Origin of the sequence: Amycolatopsis taiwanensis DSM 45107 (assembly GCF_000519205.1) — a bacterium.
GTDB classification, from domain to species: Bacteria; Actinomycetota; Actinomycetes; order Mycobacteriales; family Pseudonocardiaceae; genus Amycolatopsis_E; species Amycolatopsis_E taiwanensis.
Genome location: NZ_JAFB01000004.1, coordinates 208,629 through 227,400, shown reverse-complemented (window position 1 = coordinate 227,400; position 18,772 = coordinate 208,629). Strand labels below are relative to the sequence as shown.

General features: G+C 63.4%; 17 protein-coding genes and 1 tRNA gene. 11 read left to right on the top strand and 7 right to left on the bottom strand.

Going from position 1 to position 18,772, the window contains the following annotated elements; all coding sequences use genetic code 11:
• Window positions 1-41: 41 nt before the first annotated feature.
• Window positions 42-908, top strand: a complete 867-nt coding sequence (locus A3CU_RS0103530) for an alpha/beta fold hydrolase (protein WP_027941089.1) — start codon at window positions 42-44, stop codon at window positions 906-908.
• A 4-nt stretch (window positions 909-912) separates the two neighbouring features.
• Window positions 913-1,512 (top strand): TetR/AcrR family transcriptional regulator, encoded by a 600-nt coding sequence (locus A3CU_RS0103525; protein WP_027941088.1) that lies wholly within the window; start codon window positions 913-915, stop codon window positions 1,510-1,512.
• 7 nt (window positions 1,513-1,519) lie between these two features.
• Here the strand turns inward: A3CU_RS0103525 and A3CU_RS0103520 are convergent, their stop codons facing one another.
• The 3 genes from A3CU_RS0103520 to A3CU_RS0103510 form a co-directional block, all read right to left on the bottom strand.
• A complete protein-coding gene (locus A3CU_RS0103520; protein WP_027941087.1) occupies window positions 1,520-2,647 on the bottom strand; it encodes a sialidase family protein in 1,128 nt (375 codons plus the stop codon).
• Between the two features lie 90 nt (window positions 2,648-2,737).
• Entirely contained in the window at window positions 2,738-3,301 is a 564-nt protein-coding gene (locus A3CU_RS43335; RefSeq protein WP_052371422.1) for a TetR/AcrR family transcriptional regulator, read from the bottom strand.
• A 110-nt stretch (window positions 3,302-3,411) separates the two neighbouring features.
• Window positions 3,412-3,903 (bottom strand): YajQ family cyclic di-GMP-binding protein, encoded by a 492-nt coding sequence (locus tag A3CU_RS0103510; RefSeq protein WP_027941086.1) that lies wholly within the window; start codon window positions 3,901-3,903, stop codon window positions 3,412-3,414.
• A 121-nt stretch (window positions 3,904-4,024) separates the two neighbouring features.
• Here A3CU_RS0103510 and A3CU_RS0103505 point away from each other — a divergent pair.
• Window positions 4,025-4,106, top strand: a tRNA-Tyr gene (locus tag A3CU_RS0103505).
• A gap of 166 nt (window positions 4,107-4,272) precedes the next feature.
• On the opposite strand, the gene A3CU_RS55070 is transcribed toward A3CU_RS0103505, so the two are convergent.
• A complete protein-coding gene (locus A3CU_RS55070) occupies window positions 4,273-4,407 on the bottom strand; it encodes a hypothetical protein (protein WP_281174083.1) in 135 nt (44 codons plus the stop codon).
• Between A3CU_RS55070 and A3CU_RS52170 the strand changes: the two genes are divergently transcribed.
• From A3CU_RS52170 to A3CU_RS52165, 7 genes are all read left to right on the top strand, one after another.
• On the top strand, window positions 4,406-5,506 hold the full coding sequence (locus A3CU_RS52170; RefSeq protein ID WP_156960212.1) for a hypothetical protein: 1,101 nt from the start codon (window positions 4,406-4,408) through the stop codon (window positions 5,504-5,506). The two genes, A3CU_RS55070 and A3CU_RS52170, sit on opposite strands and share 2 nt — an antisense overlap.
• Before the next feature lie 1,642 nt (window positions 5,507-7,148).
• On the top strand, window positions 7,149-9,311 hold the full coding sequence (locus A3CU_RS0103480) for an ATP-binding protein (protein ID WP_169739588.1): 2,163 nt from the start codon (window positions 7,149-7,151) through the stop codon (window positions 9,309-9,311).
• Between the two features lie 74 nt (window positions 9,312-9,385).
• The gene (locus tag A3CU_RS54295; RefSeq protein ID WP_245616862.1) at window positions 9,386-9,928 is read left to right on the top strand and encodes a DUF6879 family protein; all 543 of its coding nucleotides are present in this window, start codon (window positions 9,386-9,388) and stop codon (window positions 9,926-9,928) included.
• A 13-nt stretch (window positions 9,929-9,941) separates the two neighbouring features.
• The gene (locus A3CU_RS54290; RefSeq protein ID WP_245616861.1) at window positions 9,942-10,451 is read left to right on the top strand and encodes a Scr1 family TA system antitoxin-like transcriptional regulator; all 510 of its coding nucleotides are present in this window, start codon (window positions 9,942-9,944) and stop codon (window positions 10,449-10,451) included.
• Window positions 10,397-10,888 (top strand): Scr1 family TA system antitoxin-like transcriptional regulator, encoded by a 492-nt coding sequence (locus tag A3CU_RS55065; protein ID WP_342668891.1) that lies wholly within the window; start codon window positions 10,397-10,399, stop codon window positions 10,886-10,888. The genes A3CU_RS54290 and A3CU_RS55065 overlap by 55 nt, the downstream gene beginning before the upstream one ends.
• A 52-nt stretch (window positions 10,889-10,940) precedes the next feature.
• A complete protein-coding gene (locus A3CU_RS0103465) occupies window positions 10,941-11,876 on the top strand; it encodes a DUF3825 domain-containing protein (protein WP_156960211.1) in 936 nt (311 codons plus the stop codon).
• Between the two features lie 100 nt (window positions 11,877-11,976).
• Window positions 11,977-13,683, top strand: coding sequence for a hypothetical protein (locus A3CU_RS52165; RefSeq protein ID WP_156960210.1), 1,707 nt, complete (start codon window positions 11,977-11,979; stop codon window positions 13,681-13,683).
• 913 nt (window positions 13,684-14,596) lie between these two features.
• Here the strand turns inward: A3CU_RS52165 and A3CU_RS54285 are convergent.
• The gene (locus A3CU_RS54285; protein ID WP_245616860.1) at window positions 14,597-15,001 is read right to left on the bottom strand and encodes a hypothetical protein; all 405 of its coding nucleotides are present in this window, start codon (window positions 14,999-15,001) and stop codon (window positions 14,597-14,599) included.
• Between the two features lie 152 nt (window positions 15,002-15,153).
• Here A3CU_RS54285 and A3CU_RS52160 point away from each other — a divergent pair, with 152 nt between their 5' ends.
• Window positions 15,154-15,774: a hypothetical protein gene (locus A3CU_RS52160; RefSeq protein ID WP_156960209.1), complete on the top strand. Its 621-nt coding sequence runs from the start codon at window positions 15,154-15,156 to the stop codon at window positions 15,772-15,774.
• Between the two features lie 1,020 nt (window positions 15,775-16,794).
• Here the strand turns inward: A3CU_RS52160 and A3CU_RS0103440 are convergent.
• Window positions 16,795-17,322 (bottom strand): hypothetical protein, encoded by a 528-nt coding sequence (locus A3CU_RS0103440; protein WP_027941078.1) that lies wholly within the window; start codon window positions 17,320-17,322, stop codon window positions 16,795-16,797.
• A gap of 224 nt (window positions 17,323-17,546) precedes the next feature.
• A complete protein-coding gene (locus tag A3CU_RS0103430; RefSeq protein ID WP_027941077.1) occupies window positions 17,547-18,704 on the bottom strand; it encodes an MFS transporter in 1,158 nt (385 codons plus the stop codon).
• Window positions 18,705-18,772 lie beyond the last annotated feature (68 nt).

Sequence of the window (18,772 nt, the reverse complement as noted above, 5' to 3'; positions counted from 1 at the left end):
TGTCATTTACATACATGCTGTCTGTATGTACTCTCCCCTGTATGAGGCGAAGCGAAGAACTGGGACGTGAGCAGCGGGTCACCTTGCCGCAGGGGGAGATCCGGTATTTCGAACGAGGATCGGGCCGCCCCGTCGTGTTCGTGCACGGGGTCCTGGTCAACGCCGAGCTGTGGCGCGCCGTCGTGCCCGGCGTCGCCGAGGCCGGGTTCCGTTGCATCGCACCGGACTGGCCGATGGGCGCACACGAGCTGCCGATGCGCCCGGACGCCGACCTCACCCCGACCGGCCACGCCGATCTGATCGCGAGGTTTCTGGAGGCGCTGGACTTGCGGGACGTGATCATCGTCGCCAACGACACCGGGGGCGCCCTGACTCAGATCCTGATGACGCGGCATCCCGACCGCATCGAACGCGTCGTGCTCACCCCGTGCGACTGCTTCGAGTACTTCTTCCCGCCGCTGTTCAAACCGTTGACGGCCCTGGCGAAGGTGCCGGGTTCGATGCGGCTGCTCGCGGCCCTGACCCGGGTGAGGGCCCTGTACCGGGCGCCGATCTTCCTGGGCTGGATGAGCAAGCGCCGGATACCGAGGCGGATCACGGAGATCTACTTCGAGCCGTTACGCCGCTCGGCCGCCGTGCGCCGCGACGCGCGCAAGCTGCTGAGCACGGTCCATTCCAGGTACACCCTGACCGCCGCGGAGAAGCTACGCACGTTCGACCGCCCGGTGCTGGTCGTCTGGGCCGGCGAGGACAAGGTCTTCCCGGTGAGGCTCGGGCGCCGGCTCGCCGCTCTGCTGCCCGACGCGAGGCTGGTGGAGGTCGACGACTCCTACCTGTTCATTTCCGAGGACCAGCCCGAGGTGCTGGTACGCCACGTCGTCGAGTTCGCTGGCAGCGTGGTTAATTAGCGGTGTGCGACGCACCCAGCAAGATCGCTCCAACAGCACCAAAGCGGCCCTGGTCGCGGCGGCCCGCGAACTGTTCGCCGCCCGCGGCTACGCAGCCGTGCCGGCCGACGACATCGTGCGCGCGGCCGGCGTGACCCGGGGCGCGCTCTACCACCACTACGCCGACAAGCAGGGCCTGTTCCACGCGGTCGTCGAGGAGATCGAACGGGAGCTCACCGCCGAGATCGACGCCGTGCTGCGGGCCGCGCCGGACCCGGTGTCGGGCATGGGCGAGTCGCTCCGGGTGTTCCTCGACGCCTGCCTGCGCGACGAAGTCCGCCAGATCTCGCTGACCGACGCCCCGGCCGTGCTGGGCTGGGCCACGCTCCGGGAGATCGAGGCCGAACACGGTCTCGGGCTGCTGGTCGGCGTTCTGGAGAAAGGCATGGCGCAAGGTCAGGTCAAGCCCCAGCCGGTGCGGACCCTCGCCCAACTCGTACTCAGCGCCGTGATCGAGGCGGTTCGCCTGATCGCCGACGCCCCAGACCCGGACCTCGCGCGGTCCGAGGTCGAGCAGGTGCTGGCGACCTGGTTGGCGGCACTGCTCGTGACCAGCCCGGAGTGAGATCCGCCTAGACCGGCCCCTTGCCGAAATAGATCGTGCACGCCCCGTTCTCGTAGTCCGCGGCCATTTCCAGGACGTTCCGGCCGCGGTCCACCGGAAGCAGGGCCGAGCTGTAGTTCGGGCAGAAGTCGTCGAACGTGTCCGGCACCGCGACCGGCGCGGCGAGCTCGTACCAGTCGCCCGTGCCGGAATGGTCGTTGGCCAGCAACACCCGGCCGTTCGACGGGAGCGGCTTTCCGGTGCGGTCGGTGTAGATCTGGCCGACCATCATGAGTCGCCCGTCGTCGAACACGGTCACCGTTTGCGCGTGCTGGAAGTACGCGCCGCTCGCGGTGGTGACGCGGGTACCGGGATCGCCCGGGTCGCCGAAGTCCGTGCCATTCTGGGAAATCTTGTAGTACGGGTCGCAGTAGCGGTCGCCGTAGTTGCAGATCTCGTAGCCGAAGTAGTAACGCCCGTCGGGTAGGTTGCGCACGATCGGCATGCCGGGGCGAACGTTGCTGGGCGGGATGGCCAGAGTCACCTGCCGGGCGCTCCAGTGGATGCCGTCGGTCGTCCCGACCCGGCTGAGTACTTGCCCGAAGCCGGGTTCATCGGTCTCGTCCGCGTAGTGAATCCAAAGCGTGCCGGCGGCGTCCACGGTGAACTCCGGCTCCCAGACTCCGGTCGCGTTGGCGGAGCGCACGGCTTCCGACAGGAACGACCAGCGCCGGCCACCATCCGAACTCGCCCAGACCTTGATCGCGATACGACGGTCCGGGCCCGCGTTCTGCCCATAGCCCGCCGCCCACAGCAAGGTGCCGGCCGAAAGATGGCCGACTCGCCGGGGCAGTTCGAACAGCGTGCCGCAGCATTCGCCCTGGGCGCCCTCCGGATCCCGGATTTCCCCGATGTTGTCGAAGCCGGCGCCCTCGTCGGTGCTTTCGTAGACCGGGACGACCGGGCCGCGCGCGTCCCAGCTGCTCACCGCGGCGATGATGCGCCCGGCGAAGAGCGAACTGTGCTGGAGGCGGACCATTCGCGGATAGGACCCGACCGTCAGCCGCTGCCGTTCGGCGGCTTCGGCCGGTGTGAAAAGCCCAGCGATCAACAGCATGGACATCAGCAGCACGAAACAGTTCCCCGGTCTGCGCATCCGGCGCCTCCCTCACGGTGAGTGCCGGAATTGGATTACAAGGTCGCCGGCGGTCCGATGCTCACTAAGTCGCGCAAAGTGCCGAGTTCGTTACTTTGAGTGCCAAACCTGGTTCAGCGTGTCGACGGCCTCATGAATCAGTGCGTACCGGTCCCCGGGCACCGATTCCTCGTCGAGAGTGGCCAGCCCGTACACCGTCCCCCAGGTGACGGCGCAGCGGCGGAGGATCTCTTCTTCCCCGGTGCCCTCCGGCTGGCAGGCTGCGACGGTCTCGTGCAGCAGGTCCCAGTATTCGATCGCGGCCTGCTGGAGGAGCGGGTGGTCCGCCTTGGCGACCAGGGGCCCGTAGGCGAGGTCGTGCACGTGTGGCTGGGTGCGGATGAAGCGAAGGTAGGCGTCGACGAGCGCGTGGAGGCGCGCGAGCGGTTCAGCGGCGGACGCGACCGCCGCCTTGGCCTGCGCGGTCGCCCGCCGCAACCCGGCGCCCGCGACCGCCGCGAGGAACCGGCGTTTGGAGCCGAAGTGGACGTACGGCGCCTGATGGCTGACATCCAGTTTCTCGGCCAGTTGCCGCAGGCTCAACCGTTCGGCCGGTTGGTCCGCCAGCAACTCCAGCCCCGTGCGAACGAGTCGTTCCTGGAGTGTTTCCCGCATGCCTCAGCCGCCCCGCAGTCGGTTGCGGGGATGACTACACCTGATCACTTGATGCTGTCAACGCAGCATCTCACCCGGCCGCGACTACGGCCGGGCATCACGTCCCGGCGTTACCGGTAGTTCGTGAACTGAAGAGCGATGTCGAAGTCCTTGCCCTTGAGCAGGGAGATGACCTCCTGCAGGTGGTCCTTTTTCTTCCCGGTCACCCGCAACTGGTCACCCTGGATCTGCGCCTGGACGCCCTTTGGCCCCTCGTCACGAATGAACTTGGCGATCTGCTTGGCCTTGTCCGAGGCGATACCCTGGATGATCTTGCCGTTGACCTTGTAGATCTTCCCGGACACCGCGGGCTCGCCGGCCTCGAACGCCTTCAGTGAGATGCCCCGCTTGATCAGCTTCTCCTTGAACACCTCGACCGCGGCCACGGCCCGCTCCTCGGTCTCGGCCTCGATCGTGATCGCCTCGTCACCGGCCCACGACACCTTCGCGTTGACGCCACGGAAGTCGAAGCGCGTGGACAACTCCTTCGCGGCCTGGTTCAGCGCGTTGTCCACCTCCTGACGATCGACCTTGCTCACCACGTCGAACGACGGATCCGCCACGTTGTCCCACCTCAGTCGTCTTGCTGGTCAGGTAGAACACACCATAGACCGCTCGCGTAACCCGGTTGCCCGCACCGGTGGGGCGTTGGGTACTCTTTGCATCGGCTGGTTCACCAGCCACGGCGGGTTGCCCGAGCGGCCAAAGGGATCTGACTGTAAATCAGACGGCACTGCCTTCAGAGGTTCGAATCCTCTACCCGCCACACCACCCGAAACACCCCCGCGACCTGCGAAGGTAGGTCACGGGGGTGTTTCATGTGGTGTGCGGCTGTGTGCAGCCGAGTGCAGGCTTGTGCGGGTTGTTTGTGGGCCATCTGTGGGCTACCGATCACGGTGGTAGGTCTACGGGGGTGGCGGCGGTTGCAGTCGTCAAGCCCATGCGTGGTCGCTCAGGTCAGGCACCTGGTCGACGATGTACTTCTCCTGCGGGCGGTGCAGGTTGGCTAGCCACCAGTCGCGTTCGCTCTCAGTCTCGGCGTAGATCGGTTCCGGGTGCGTTGCCATGTTCGAAGCGTCCCCGCTGGTCAACGTGGCGCGAGCGCTGCGACACGTTGAGGTTACGAAACGGCCGCTGATGTACCGGAGCGTAACAGACTTCGATCCTCTCTCGACTCGACATGAGTGGGAAGTCGACCATGGTCAGAGAAAGGACGAACGCCAAATGCCTGCCAACCTCGAAGAGCATGCTGCTAAGTTGCTGGACTGGCTCTACGCCAGTTACAACAGCGCTACACCGTCGAGCGACATCGACTCCTATCTCGAGGAGAACGGCCTTGATATTAGGTTCGGTCTCGACGTCGTGCGGCACTTGGCTGACACCGGCCTCGTCGAGGACGTCAGCACATTTGGCGGGCCGGGCGCTCTACTCAATCATCGAGGTATTGCTGCGGCCCAGCGTCGCCAAGCTGAACTGGCAGCTCCTCGGCGGCGAGCTGAGGAACTGCGCAGGCGCATGCTTACATGGCTCGACCAGGAAGAGGAAGCGGACCGCATCCCGGTCGACTGGAGCGAGTTCGAGGCTGGTGCGAATCTCGAAGCAACTGGTGGCTCGTACAGTCATCGCGACGTACTCAAAGCAGCGCAGTACCTGCACCACCAAGGGCTCATCACCTCAGCACGGCTCGATCAAGCGTCCGACGGAGAAGTGCGTCCGCATTTGACCGCTGAAGGGCACGCTTGCTTGACCGATTTCGGAGGAGTAGTGGCTGACTACCTTGCGCGCGGCAGCCGTGGCACGACCAACGTGAACACGACCAGTACCACCATCAACGTGGCCGACAACCACGGCAACATGGCGATGGCGAATAAGAACGTCGTGCAAAACCTCAACATGGGCCTGGACGTGACCGAGGTACTCAACCTCGCCGGCTTGGTCGGGCAGATCTCGCAAACCTTGGGGCTTTCCGACGCAACTCGAGCTGAACTCGAGACCGAAGCGGCAAGCCTCCACAAGGAGGCTGAGTCGCAGTCGCCTAACCGGGGAGTGATGCGCCGGATGATCGACGGGATCGTTCGGCTCCTCGGAGAAGCACCGACCACAGCAGCGAAGACGATGCTCGTGGGCTTGGCCGAGGCTGCTGTTCAGTCGATCACGGGTAGCTGAGAGGTAGCGGTTGGCCAGGTCCCACAGGACGCCAGGATCCCGGCGGAATCGCTTCTACGGGGCTATCAGAGCCAGTCTTGGTCACGGTCGCGCATGAGAGACTGGACCGTGATGACCTGACGTTGGGAGGTATGCAGCGTTGACCGAGGCGGCAGTGTTGACCGAGCAGACCGCGCACGGTGCCTTGGTGGCCGTGTGCGTGCGTAGGCTGGACTCGATCCAGGCGGCGCCGACCTCGTCAGAATCGGGTCGAACGCCGTCTATCGGCTGGCGAAGCCGATCATTTTTCGGATTACACGCGACGGCGCAACGGTCGGGAACGCGCGGACTCAAGTTGCGGTCGCGGGCTATGGCGTTGCGAAGTGGTCTTGGTGGTATTCGAGGTCGCTCGGGTTAAACTTGTGGCTGGGCACGGTGCGTAATGGTCCGGTGATTGAACGGGGGCTCGTGCGTCCCTGGGGGAGGGCGTGCACGAGAGGACAAAATTTATGATCGCTTAAGGTCATCCTGTGTGGACTCTATAAAGTCCGCAACCATTTTCACTGTCACCGCGACGCGAGCTTCTTTGTCTGGCACCGCTTCGGAGATCAGTCGAATGGTCGAGCTTCCGCCAGTCGTGCGCCGACGTGGCCGCGGCCTGCGGCCGGAAACCGATTTGGGCGTCCGGCCGCAGAGCAGCGTTAACGGGGCTGCGACTGAAGGTGACGGGCGCGGCCAGTCACACGTAGCACGGCTACCGACGCGGCTCCGATGGTCGCCGCAATTCCGGCGGCAGACATACCGAGCCGGGCCAACGCTGTTGCGACCAACAAAATGATGATCAGCACCACCGGGTTTTGCCAGCTGTTAGGGCGCGTCGAGATGCCAGGACATGTCACTATGGAGATCCTTTCGTTCTGTCATAGGGCGAACATCTACTAGTGCCAGGGGCCAGCCCGGCGTTCCTCGATATTGCCCTAGTTGGATGGGATGCTCCCGGACGACACGCCGACCGACTCGCGTCCCACAGTTGCTCGAATCTGTTTACTACCGTTGACGACGTTGCTTGCTACAGTTAACGGCAACAGCCTGACCTGCAGTTCTGTTCATAGGGCGAACATCGCTAGTCGGGATCTTTGGCCCCCTCGCGGCCAGGCGAGGGGGCCAAATTCACTCGATTGGGGTAGCCGGTCTACTTGCCGGAGATGAAAGTTTACTTCCTCTACGGTTGTTAGCCACGGCTGCGCTCTGGACCCGGCACCGCTTCGGAGATCAGCCAAGGGGACCAGCCCCCAGCCCAGGTGGCCTTCTCATGGTGCGCCCGACGGCTGCCAGACCGGGCGGCTCGATAGGGTTGGGACTCAGCTCCGCACGGCCACGAGCGCGGTCTCGGCATCGGCCGCGTCGGACGTGATGCGGTCGAACAGGGACCTAAATCATGACGGCCTGGTACGTCGAGGTCGTCCGATGCCCTTGGTTCTCGTGGCTCAGTAGTTCTATGTGGCGGACACCGGGTCGCACCCCTTGACAGTGTGTGCATGTCCTATCGGCGTGCCGGCCATACGCTGCGGATCGCTGTCTCGATGTACATCTCGCCTCTGTCCAGCTCGAAGATGGTGACATTGCTTGAGTCCTTCGCTTCGACTGCGGCATGCTCCCGCCTGTGGTTGACACACCGGGAATCCACAATGAGGCCAGCGGCACCTCGCACGGCCCGGTGGTGCAGGCCGAGTCGATCCATCAGGTCGTCCTTGCCGGCAACGCATCGCCTGCGAGCGTGCGAGTGGTGCCCCGACAGCTGCCACTGGTGGTCCGTGACTTCACCGGTCGGGATGAACACCTCACGGCGCTGGACTCACTGCTGCCTTCTGGCGGCAACGTGCCGGGTGCGGCGGTGATCTCAGCGGTGGACGGCGCTGCCGGGATCGGCAAGACCTCCCTGGCTGTGCATTGGGCCCACCGTGTCCAACACCAATTCCCTGACGGCACCCTCTACGTCAACCTGCGCGGCTATGGCCCAGGATCCCCCGCCACGGCAAGAGAAGTACTCCCTGGGTTCCTCCGCGCCCTGGGCGCTCCCACCGAAGCAATCCCTGCCGACGTCGAGGCTCAGACAGCCCTGTACCGGACCTTGTTGGCTCATCGGCAAGTACTGGTCGTCCTGGACAACGCCAACGAGGCCGAGCAGGTCCGGCCGCTCCTGCCTGGAGCGTCCGGCTGCGTGGTGGTGGTGACGAGCCGAGACAGCCTAACTGGTCTGGTCGTTACCGACTCCGCTACCCGGCTGACGCTAGACCTGCTCACTGAGACCGAGGCCCTCGAACTGGTGACCGGGATCATCGGTCCGGACCGAGCTGCCGCCGAACACGACGCGATCTACGACCTCATCCGGTTTTGCGCGCGGCTACCCCTGGCACTGCGCATCGCTGCCGGACGCGCCGCCGCGAGCCTGTACACCAGCGTCGCCGATGTCGTCGCAGAACTCGCCGATGATGGCTACCGCCTGGATGCCCTCAGCCGCGACGGCGACGAACGAGCTACGGTGCGCGGCGTCTTCGACTGGTCCTACCACCGACTCACACCGGAACAAGCACGCCTGTTCCGCCGCTTGGGTCTGCACCCTGGCCCCGATGTGAGCGTGCACGCCGCCGCTGCCCTCGCCCAACAACCACCACACCATGCCCGCCGCCTGCTCGACGAACTGGCCTCGGCACACATGATCGAACCCGCAGCCAGCGGCCGATACCGGTTCCACGACCTACTGCGCACCTACGCCGCTGACCAAGCCCACCGCCATGACCCACCAACCGACCGGAAGGCAGCTCTGCACACACTCCTCAGCTGGTATGCCCACACCACCTGGCACTGCGACCAACTGGCCTACTCGGGACCTCGCCAACACCCGTTGCACGCACCCGTTCCGCCTGATCCTGTCCCCATCACCGAACGAGCACAGGCACTGAACTGGCTACGCAGCGAGCAGGTCAACATCCTCGTCGCCCTCCGCCACGCCGCCAGCCGCAACTTGGACTACTACATCGTCAACCTCGCCGACAGCGACCGCTTCTTCCTTTTCGACGGCAACTGGGAGGCTGCACTCGAATGCGCCCACGCAGGCCTGTTGGCCGCGCAGCGCCTCGGTGACCGCCGTGCCGAACTGCGCTTCCGCGGCCATTTGGGCGAAACCTTTGTAGATATGGAACGGTGGGATGAGGCATTAACCCTCTTCAACGACGCGTTGGCCGGCAGTCGCGACCTCGGCGAGCGCATGTTCATCGCGGCCGCATTGAACAACCTCGGCCTCCTGGCGCTTCAGCAAGACAGGTTCGAAGATGCACTCCCCCACCTCGAAGAGGCACTGCCATTGTGTCCAGACGCCGACAGCCGCCTCAAAACAATCATCGAAGGCAACCTCAGCGAGGTATACTCCGGCCTCGGCCACTACCAGGAAGCACTCGAATACGGCGAACGCTCCCTTACCCGTGCCCGCCAGGCAAGCGACCCTCTGGTTGAACCCTTCGCACTCCAACGCGTCGCGCAAGCCAAACAGGGTCTCGGCGAGCACCAACAAGCGATCACGCTGCTACGCCACGCGATCAGCCTCCGCCACACCATTGACGCCTACAAGTACGAAATCGCCGAATGCCTGAACTGTCTTGCCGTCTCGCTTCACCACACCGGCCACACGGTAGACGCGATCACCAGCTGGCGCGAAGCCGTTCACCTCTACGACCAGTACGGCCTACGACAACGTGCTGACCTCGTACGCCAACGCCTCCGCGCAGCCGAAAACCAACCCGCCAAAAACAACACTCGCGCTGACTAAGGGGCCCGCAAACACGGATCGTGTGACAGCCACCTTCAGGGTTCGAATCGTCTACCGTCACACTTCGTGAAAACGTGAAACACGTAGGAAGAGGGAGACCACTGAGCCGCTTCATCGAGCCTGGCCCGGAGTTCGGCCAGCTCTTTCGCACCTTTGAGCACACGGCCTTCCGCCTGGAGACGCGTGACCAGTACAAGTCCGCGAACGAGACGGAAGCGCTACGGCAGTTCGTCGCCGGCGAGAAGGTGGACATGGGCTGGTTCGAGAACTGGCTGGACATGATCCGGCAGGCGACCGGCGAGGGCAAGCGGTTCGCCCGCGTCCGGGTGGTTACGGTGCCGCTCACCGACTACAGCCGCTTCGGGCTGTTCTGTTCGGGCTACACCAACAAGGCGGGCGAAGACATCCGCTACCTCGATCGGGCGCAGGCCACAGACCTTCCCGACTACGACTACTGGCTGTTCGATTCGCGTCTGTTGGTGCGGATGCACTTCGACCAGGACGAGGCTTTCCTCGGTGGGGAAGTGGTCGAGGACCCAGCCGCGATCGTGCAGCACAACTACTGGCGAGACGCCGCGTGGCACAAGGCGCTCCGACGGGAAGACTTTGCCGCGTAACGAACCCATCCACATGCCGAGCGTCCAGGATGCGCGTGCCGCACTGGGCGGTCGGCTTCGTGAGCTGCGTCTGAACGCCAACTTGACCGGTCGCCAGTTGGCAGGACAACTCAACTGGCCGCATTCCAAGGTCTCCAAGCTTGAGAACGGACGGCAGACGCCGACCGATGACGATATCCGCGCTTGGACGCGGGCGACCGATGCGGTGAGCGAGGCGGACGCCCTGCTGGCGTCGCTGCATACATTGGAGATGCAGTACGCCGAGTGGCAACGCCAGATCCGTTCCGGCCTCAAGCCACACCAGGCCAGGGTGGCGCAACTCAACGCCCGGACCCGCTTTTTCCGGGTGTTTGAGCCTACCTTCGTGCCCGGCCTCCTTCAGACAGCCGAGTACGCCCGCTCCCGGTTCGAGCAGAGCCGCCGGGTCTTCGGCGTCCGCCACGACATCGACGAAGCCGTAACGCCCGCATCCAGCGACAGGAGATCCTCTACCAACCGGACAAGCGCTTCCACTTCGTCCTGACCGAAGCCGCCCTGCGTTACCGGCTCTGTCCTCCCGATGTCATGCTCGGCCGGCTTGATCGCTTGGTGTCGTTGTCCATGCTGCGGAACGTCAAACTCGGCATCATCGGCTTCGACGTCGAGTACGACGTAGCGCCCGCGCACGGCTTCTGGCTACTCGATGAGGACCGAGTGATGGTCGAGACGTTCTCCGCAGAGCTCAACCTCGCTCAACCCCAGGAAACCGAGCTGTACGCTCGCATCTTTGCCCAGCTCGCGCCGGTCGAGGGGCATCAGCTATGGGCGCGACGCACGCAGCCTCATCACCAGGGTTGCGGAGGACTGGTCCGCCTACCAACCCGACAAGACCGTGTAGGTAGTCGGCCAAGAAGACGGTCAACCGGGGACCCTGGCCAGAAAGTGTGCTCCTCACACACGCAAGGACGGCTAACATTGTGACCCATAGTCCTTGATCACTCTTGATTCTCAATGGCTTCCTGGGAGGGCGTCTGTGACCAACGAAAACCACCCTGCAGACCCCACGCGGGTGAAACAGCGCATCGGCGGCACGACATCCCTGCCCGGAGCACCAGTGAGCCGGCAGCCGAGCCCGTCCGACAACGCCCTCTATGAGTACGCACATATGCGTTACGTACGATCGAACGCTAACCTTCGTGAAGGCACCGGCGAGCCCGACCTCTTCGACCACCTGGCTAACCTGGCAGAGCCCGAGAATTGGAATGGGCGGGAAGCGACGACACCAGGCAGTAACCGCATCTTGCGCAACTACATCCGATGGACATTCGAACGCGCACACCAGCAGGGCAAGATCTCAACGAGTACCGACGGCGCCCATTCCGCATTCAATACGGGATTGGCAACCGCTCGCCAGGAGACGATATACGGACTTTTCCGGCGCAATGATCGGACGGGTAGTCAACCGTGGGTCTTCGTCGACTGGCGCTTGGAGAGCAAGCGTGACTTTATGGAACACTTCCCGCCCTCTCAACGCCCCGAGTTCGTAACCTACACCGAAAACCCGGCGGACTACATCTACGACTGGCGCCGGGAACTGGTGGTGAGCGTGGACCACATACTCGACGACCAGGGCAACCTTGCGCGCTTTCCAATACCGCTCCAGGAGAGTCCCCACCTTGCGCGCATGGCGCTGACGGGTGCTGTTGATGGCGCAAAGGACAGGGTTCGCCGCAATTACAAGGCGGCCGTGCCCATGTGGTACCCCGCGCAGGACACAGTCCAGCTCTTGTTGCCGCTGTCGCTTCTCGATGCGGCCGTGGTGGACCTGGCGCTGGTCGTCTCCCGGCAAGGGGAGTTCTATCGAGGTCACACCGTGCTCACAACCGCGATGGCATACAACAACGCTCGTCTCCTAGCGCGCCCCGACAGCGACTGGCTGCGACCGGCCACCGAAGACGAAGCGCCGTGAGCGCGGCTGGGGAGACCGGAGCAGACGGCGCAGGGTATGAAACCAGGCCCCCGGCTAGGCGGAGAAGTCGTGGCCAAGTTTAGCGAAGGAAACACCTGGAATGAGCGACGATTCAAAGGTCAGAGATCAGGATTCGTCGGACGTAACCTCCAGTGGATCGCATCCATCGGCGGATCCGACTCTTGACCACGACCGGATAAGCGCCAAGATCCGAACGATGTACGAGTTGGTGCCAGCTATCGGGGAGCGGTGGCGCTGGTATGACATCCCCTATCGATTCCTCCGATGGTGGTTGGGCTCCTGGCGACGCCGACTCGTACCGTGGCGGTTGCGTCAAAAACTGGTTCGTGGCCTCAACATCTTTGTGAGGTTTGACCATTATCAGCGCACAAAGGTGGAGCCCCTCGATGATCCCCTGCACAATCTAATCGTTCCTGAGGACGAGGAGATCAAGCAGGGTGGGATCTGGGTTGCCGAGTTCTTCCCTCCAAGTCAATACTCGGCCTTGTTGCGAGCGTTGCAGGTAAACGGCTGGGATAGAGAGCGAGTATTCGCCGAAATATATGGCTCTAATGCGGAACGAGTTGATCAAGCCCGACGGGGGCAAGGTTTGGGCTGGTCGCATCTCGGCTCCGTAACCGGTCCGAACTCAATGTTCGTGCCAGATGCCAAGCGCGAAGAGCTTCCGAGTGGGTTCTCATTGGTGGAACTCACTGCTGTCCAGATTGGTCGGAGCCTGACCGCTGTCGTCGCTTTCTTCAGGCTCAGCGATGCTGGCCAACGTAGCTTAGATTCTGTTTGGCATAAGCAACATGAACCAGGTCTCGCGTGGCGTGGAATTTGGCAGCCTCCCCGCGTCGAAAACCGGTACTTCTCTGGGGTGCGGGCGACTCAGAGCGAGCGGCAGCGACTTCATGATCTTGCGCGACGATGGTTGTCCCAACGTTGTGGCGGATTCTTCGCTTCTACCGACGAGGGGCAACCCGTGGTGGACTTCAGTCTATTCACGATTTACGACCCCGAGGTGCAACGAACGTCCCCCGTAATCGCGAATAGGATTCGAGCGCTTGGCATGGATGGAGATATCTATGTTCGCGTATCGCCTCAGATAAAAGGGTGTGTATTCGTTCCAATTCGCAACCATGGTATTAACGCTGATCCGCTTCGCAATTGCTGGGGTGTCGTTGGAAACTATCAGAGGGTTGTCGAGCTGAATGACCGACCTGGCTACGGGCCAACACCTCTGAGCGTCCCAATGTTTGCGGCTATGTTCAACGACGAGGTTCGGTCATTCCTCCTGCATGTCGCAACCCTTCGGTACATCGAGGAATTGCGCGGATCATACGCCAGGGCGAGAGATTTAGCTCGTGTACGCCATGGCCATTATCGAGCTTCAAGTTTAAAGGACCTGAGGGCGGAACTACTTTCAACAAGTCTTGATCTCCCTGTGATTGCCAGAGATTCCGGAAAATTGTGGGAGGAGCGATGGCGAAACTGGAACGGGATCCAAGTCCGAGCAAAACCCGCGCCAGATTTCGCTAGCGATGTTCAAGAATTCGACTTGATCGAATATTTTGGCGATATCAGGCGCGATGCGCTCGAAGAGTTGGTAACGGAGGACACGGCGTATCGCGAGGTTCTCTCAACCGTTGCCTCGCTGGGGGCGAGTGCCGAGGCCAGCCGCGTTGGAAGGATGGCCCTGTGGGTCGCCGGCGCCTCGCTGCTCGTCGCCGCTGCTACGTTTCTGTTCGCGGACATAAGCGACCACTCGCTCTGGGCGCAGTTCGTCAACTGGCTTCGCCGGTAGGTAGGTCGCGCGCCTAACGCGAACATCGTTCTGTAGTCGGCAACCTTCCCTAGGCCCACAACGTCCGTGCCTCGTTGCTAGTCGATAGCCCGCATTAGACGGCTAAGGTCACTGCCTGACTAACTCACGGTGGTGTGGAGATGGGCACAAAGTCCGAGCACCCCCGAGCAGGTCACCGGGTTGGGACGAGGGTTCGGGCTGGTGAGATCGTAGCCAAAGGTGCCAGTCTTCGGTGGGCCGCCTACTTGTTGACGTGAGGGTGGTGCGCGCACGATCAGTGGCGACTACCAACAGCCCAGGTGTGGAGCCGAACGACACAATCCAGAACTCGAAAATCATGCGGCAGGCATCAACCATACGTTGCTGCCCCAAATTCGCCCCGAATTTGGGCCATGACCATTAAAACGCCTGGTCAAGGGCGGGTAGTTGCTGCTCTGTAAATCAGACGGCACTGCCTTCAGAGGTTCGAATCCTCTACCCGCCACGCCTCGTGAAACACCCCCGCGACCTGCGAAGACAGGACCCGGGGGTGATCTTGTCTAGTGCGGCTGCGTCCGGGCTGGTCCGGCCGGTGACGGGTGGTCGCGGCAAAGTTCGCCGCGGACGTCACCGCGCCGAACGTCAACCGTCGGAAGTGTTCGCTCACAGCAGCGCAGCCTCCAGACCTCGGTGACTGGGGCCTTCGCTGGCAAGCCAGCACAGCGTGCGCATGCTTGGGCACGTACGTTTGATCTGCTCGCTGCGCGAGCGGGAACCTACGCCTTTGCCGCTCCAAGACGAGTGTTGGCCTCGCCTCGAAAAGGCTCGCGGCCAGCGGTCGAGCCCTCCAGCCGCTGGCGCCAGCGTTGTGGGTCCTGGTCGAGTCGTGATCCTCGCATGCGCAGCAACCCCGCGAACACAGAACGTGGGCGTTTCAGGAACGTTCGGTCTTGCGCCTCGCCTGGCTTATTACCAGTCCGATGCCGACGACCAGCGCGATCAGGCCGATCAGGAACCATTGACGCTGTCCGGACATGCCGCTGCCAGTGATGATGTTGCTGCCCTGCAGCGTCCAGAGGGCACCGATCAGCGTGAGCACAACCCCAACCACCAGCAGTACCCATCGTTTCATCGTCACTCCTCGCTGGCCGGATGCCTGCCACTCTGCCACCTGCCGGTCCCGGTTCAGGAAGACGTCATAACGTCGTAATAACCGTAAGACGCAGGTGAGCACCTGGAGCCGTTGCAGAATGCCGGCGTGCCCGTGTTCGGCGAGCGCACGGTCGGTCTTGGGTTCATCGCCCCCGGCGAGACCGGCCTGTTCATGCCTCGGCACCACCGCGACAACCTGGAGTCAGCACAAAACGTCTTGTAAATATGCAGCCCTTGCCGTTTGACAAGATGCAGCCCTTGCCGTTTGACAACCGAGCGCCTGACGAGCCGCCGCTGGTTACTCCAACTCGGCAGTCTCGATGGCTCATCGTTCTAGGGGTGTCGCTGTTCGCGGCCGGATGGCTCATCATCATTGCACTGCACTACTTCGCGATGACACTCAGCCGTGGCCTCATCCCACCAGTCGTATTCTCCTCGGTTTCCTGGCCCATCGGAACAGGCGTCACAGCCATCGGTATCGTGCTGTTGTGGTGTCGGACAAGGTGGCTCGGACGTCTTTCATGTGTAACAGTCGCGATCGCCATCGCCGTTTTCGTCGCCTCCACCCAATGGAGCCGCGTTTATGTCACCACTTGGTACTCCCTTCACCGGACAGACTTCGCCGCGGTGGCCCGCCTCGTCAATGATGGCACCTTGAGTTCCAGTCCCCGCGATGGATATGCCGGCCCTAAATTACCTCCCGATTTACGCTACTTATCAGTGATGGAGAGCGCGTCAAGAATCGGAGGCAAGGAGGGCCAGTCCGTCTGGTTCCTCCCCACGTTGACCGGGATACCTGACTGTGCAATCGGGTATGCCTACTTCACCGGCGATCCCACGAAATACGAATACCATCCCGACCGCAATCTCGACTCCAACGATTATCTTGACGGCTACGGTTGCGCTGTCTTCCCGACGATCGAACTCGGAGACGGCTGGTGGTGGGTCGACCGGCCGTGAGGTCGTTGGCGGAGTTGGCCGACAGCCTGGGCCGTTTGTTCGTCCGCGGGAAGGAACACGACCAGTTACTGGGCGCCTCTTTCAAGGTGACTGCGGTGACTGGTGCCCTGGGTGTGGTCCTGGCCTGTTCCAGTCGCCTTCTGCTGACGCGCAAGTCTCTCGCTTTACCAGGCTGCCGTCTCCGATTTGTGTCCACGCCGGCATCCGTGGCTGCAAACATGCAGGTACGCCCCGCGACTTGTGAGACGTGATTGAAATTGCGTCGAGCTTGCGGGTTCGATCAAGTTACAGTCGGCGTGACTAGGCACGGACAGGGGACGCCATGGGGATGCTGTTCAAAGTGGATGATCAAGAGGTCTGGGACCGAGGACTCGCGACCTCGCAGGTCTTTTACGGCAGATCGTCCTGCTGGAGAAATACGTTGTAGGGCAGCCGAGTGGGCTGTACCATACAGGCTGCGATGAGGTGCAGGTTGCACCTGCCGTCTTCCGGGAATTCTTGCGTGCGGCGTTCGTCTGTCTGGACAGCTTCAAGTACGCCCCCATATGCGGGCCATGATGCGCGGTGTGCTCCAGGTGGCACTGGAGCTGGACTACCACCCCAGCGGGGACCGGCTGCGGGTGCCACAACAGTTCAGAGACCTCCTTGGCGTCCCAGGGGACGCGGACTGACCGGCAGAGTGGTTTCAGTCGTCGATGTCCGGCCTATCCGCGCTGCATTATTGCCAATTCGGTGACATGGCTTTCATCTTTGGCTCGCCAGATCTGGGTCACTGTATCCAGTGCTACAACGACCTATGGAGCGTTAGGGTGAGTAACTTGATCCGCAGCACCGCGTGTTCGGCTGCCGAGCGACAGTTGTAGTACTCCGCTGGAGCCTCGGCAACAACGGCTTCGTAAAAACCGTCGTGGTAGGTGCCGGATTACCGTGTGCGTGCGGGGAGGACGTGCGGCACGTGATGCGATGGACTATCGGTCGCTGGAACTTGCACTGTCGCACGCGCCCGGCATCCCGTGCCGCTCAGGAACCGCTGGTCAGCCGGAGGACGGCCGAGCCTTGACTCACCGCGATCACGGCGACGGTGAGCTTGTTGACGATGAACTTCGCGCCGATGTGTCCGGTCGCCTGGGAGACAAAGGAACCCCCGCCGGAGCTGTCGAACGTGCCGTTGCCTTGCGGCACGCAGGTCGGGTCTCCGGTGCAGTCCTGGCTGATTTTTCCGGCCGTGGACGCGACGCTCATGGTCACCGTGTCCCGTTGGATGGACGTCACCGACACAGTGTCGGCGCCGACCGCCGCCGGAACCGGGATCGACACCGGCCCGGACACCTGAATTTCGCAGTCGCGGGTCGCGCAGGCGGCCAGGTTCGTGCCGTCGGCGGCCGTCGCGGCAACGGTTGTCGGCGTCGTCGTCGTGGTACGCGCAGACGAGGTCGGGTCGGCGGGCCGGGCGGTGGGTTGCGTCGGCGGAGTCCGTGATCCGCAGCCGGTCAACAGCAGTCCGGTGGCCAGTACCGCAGCGAGCGTGCCAATCGAAACTCGAATCATCGCGACAGTAGATCGTCTCGCGCGGGGAGCGGTCCCGGACACGCGCGTCGACGTTATTTCGAGGACGCCCGGTCATGCAGCTGACACTGGCCACGACCACCGACAACCGGGACCGGCTCGACCACACGATGGTCCGTCTCGATCGCACTACCCAACAGAGCGTTCCCCTTCGCCGCTAGCAGGAGTTACGCCGCACCTCTCAACTGAGTACTCGGAGAGCGCCCTCAGCGCAGTGCAAGCGGGGCGACCAGGAGTATCAGGACCGCGGCGGCGATGAAGGAACCGTCGACTCCCAGCGCGTGAGAAGTGAGTCCGACGGCCACGGCGCCGATCCCCGTGCCGGCGTCGTAGGCCATGTTCCACGCGGTGCTGGCCGCCCCGTGGCCGCGCGGTCCGGCATGGCGGAACATGATCAGCAGTGTGTCGTTCTGAAGGGCGCCGAAGCCCAGGCCGTAGACGACGGCTGCGGTTGCAGGCAGCATCGCGCCGTCGCCGAACGGCGCGGTAGCCAGCCCGAAACCGCCCATACCGATGACGCAGGCCAGCACGCTGGGAACCAGCAGGCGCCCGGTGCCCGCCCGGTCGCTGAAGACGCCCGCCGCCCATCGCCCGACGATGACAGCGCCGGAAAGCAGGAACAGTGCGACCGGTGCAACTGAGGGCTCGCCGAGTGCCAGGGGGAGAAACGACGTCACCCCGCCCAGCGCGCATGCAGCGGCGATCAGGACGGTGAAGGGCCGGCCGAAGGGCCGCAGCGATCCCCCGTCAGCCTTGAAGGCCCGGTTTCCGCTCGGCTCCTCCGGACGGGGCCGTGTTCTGATCGCCGCCGCGGCCAACACGCTGAGCGTGCCGGTCGCGAGGAAGACCGGGGTGAAGCCGATGTGCTCGGCAAGCCAGACTCCCAGTGGCAGGCAGAGAACCTGGGGGAGACCGACAGCGACGCCGTACCAGCCGAGAGCCCGGCCCCTGCTGTGCGCCGGGACCAGTTCGGCCACCAGCGCGCTGCCGGCCACCGCAACCATTCCGAAACCGACACCCCGCACGGCCGAGACGGCCAGCACCCAGCCCAGTCCGGCCGAGAGGGGGTACGCGAAGGTGGGCAGCCCCTGCAGCAGCGCTCCGACCACCAGAGTCCGGCGCAGGCTCATCCGACGTAGCAGCCACTTCATGCACAGCTGCACACCCACCGTCGTCGCCATCGTCACGCCGGTCACGGCACCCACTCCGGCGTTTCCGGAGCCGCCCCGAGCAGCCCACAGCGGAGCTACCGACAGCAGCGGCGCGTAGTTGGAAAAGGTGCCCAACGTCGCGGCCAGCAGCAGAAGAAAGTCCCGTCCGGCCAGGCCAGCGGAGCGCCGGCGACGCTGTGTGGAGAGGGGCATGCCAACAGTTTTGCGGCCTACATCAATCGCGTCCAACGAACGGTTGCGATGGCTTCCATTCGACAATA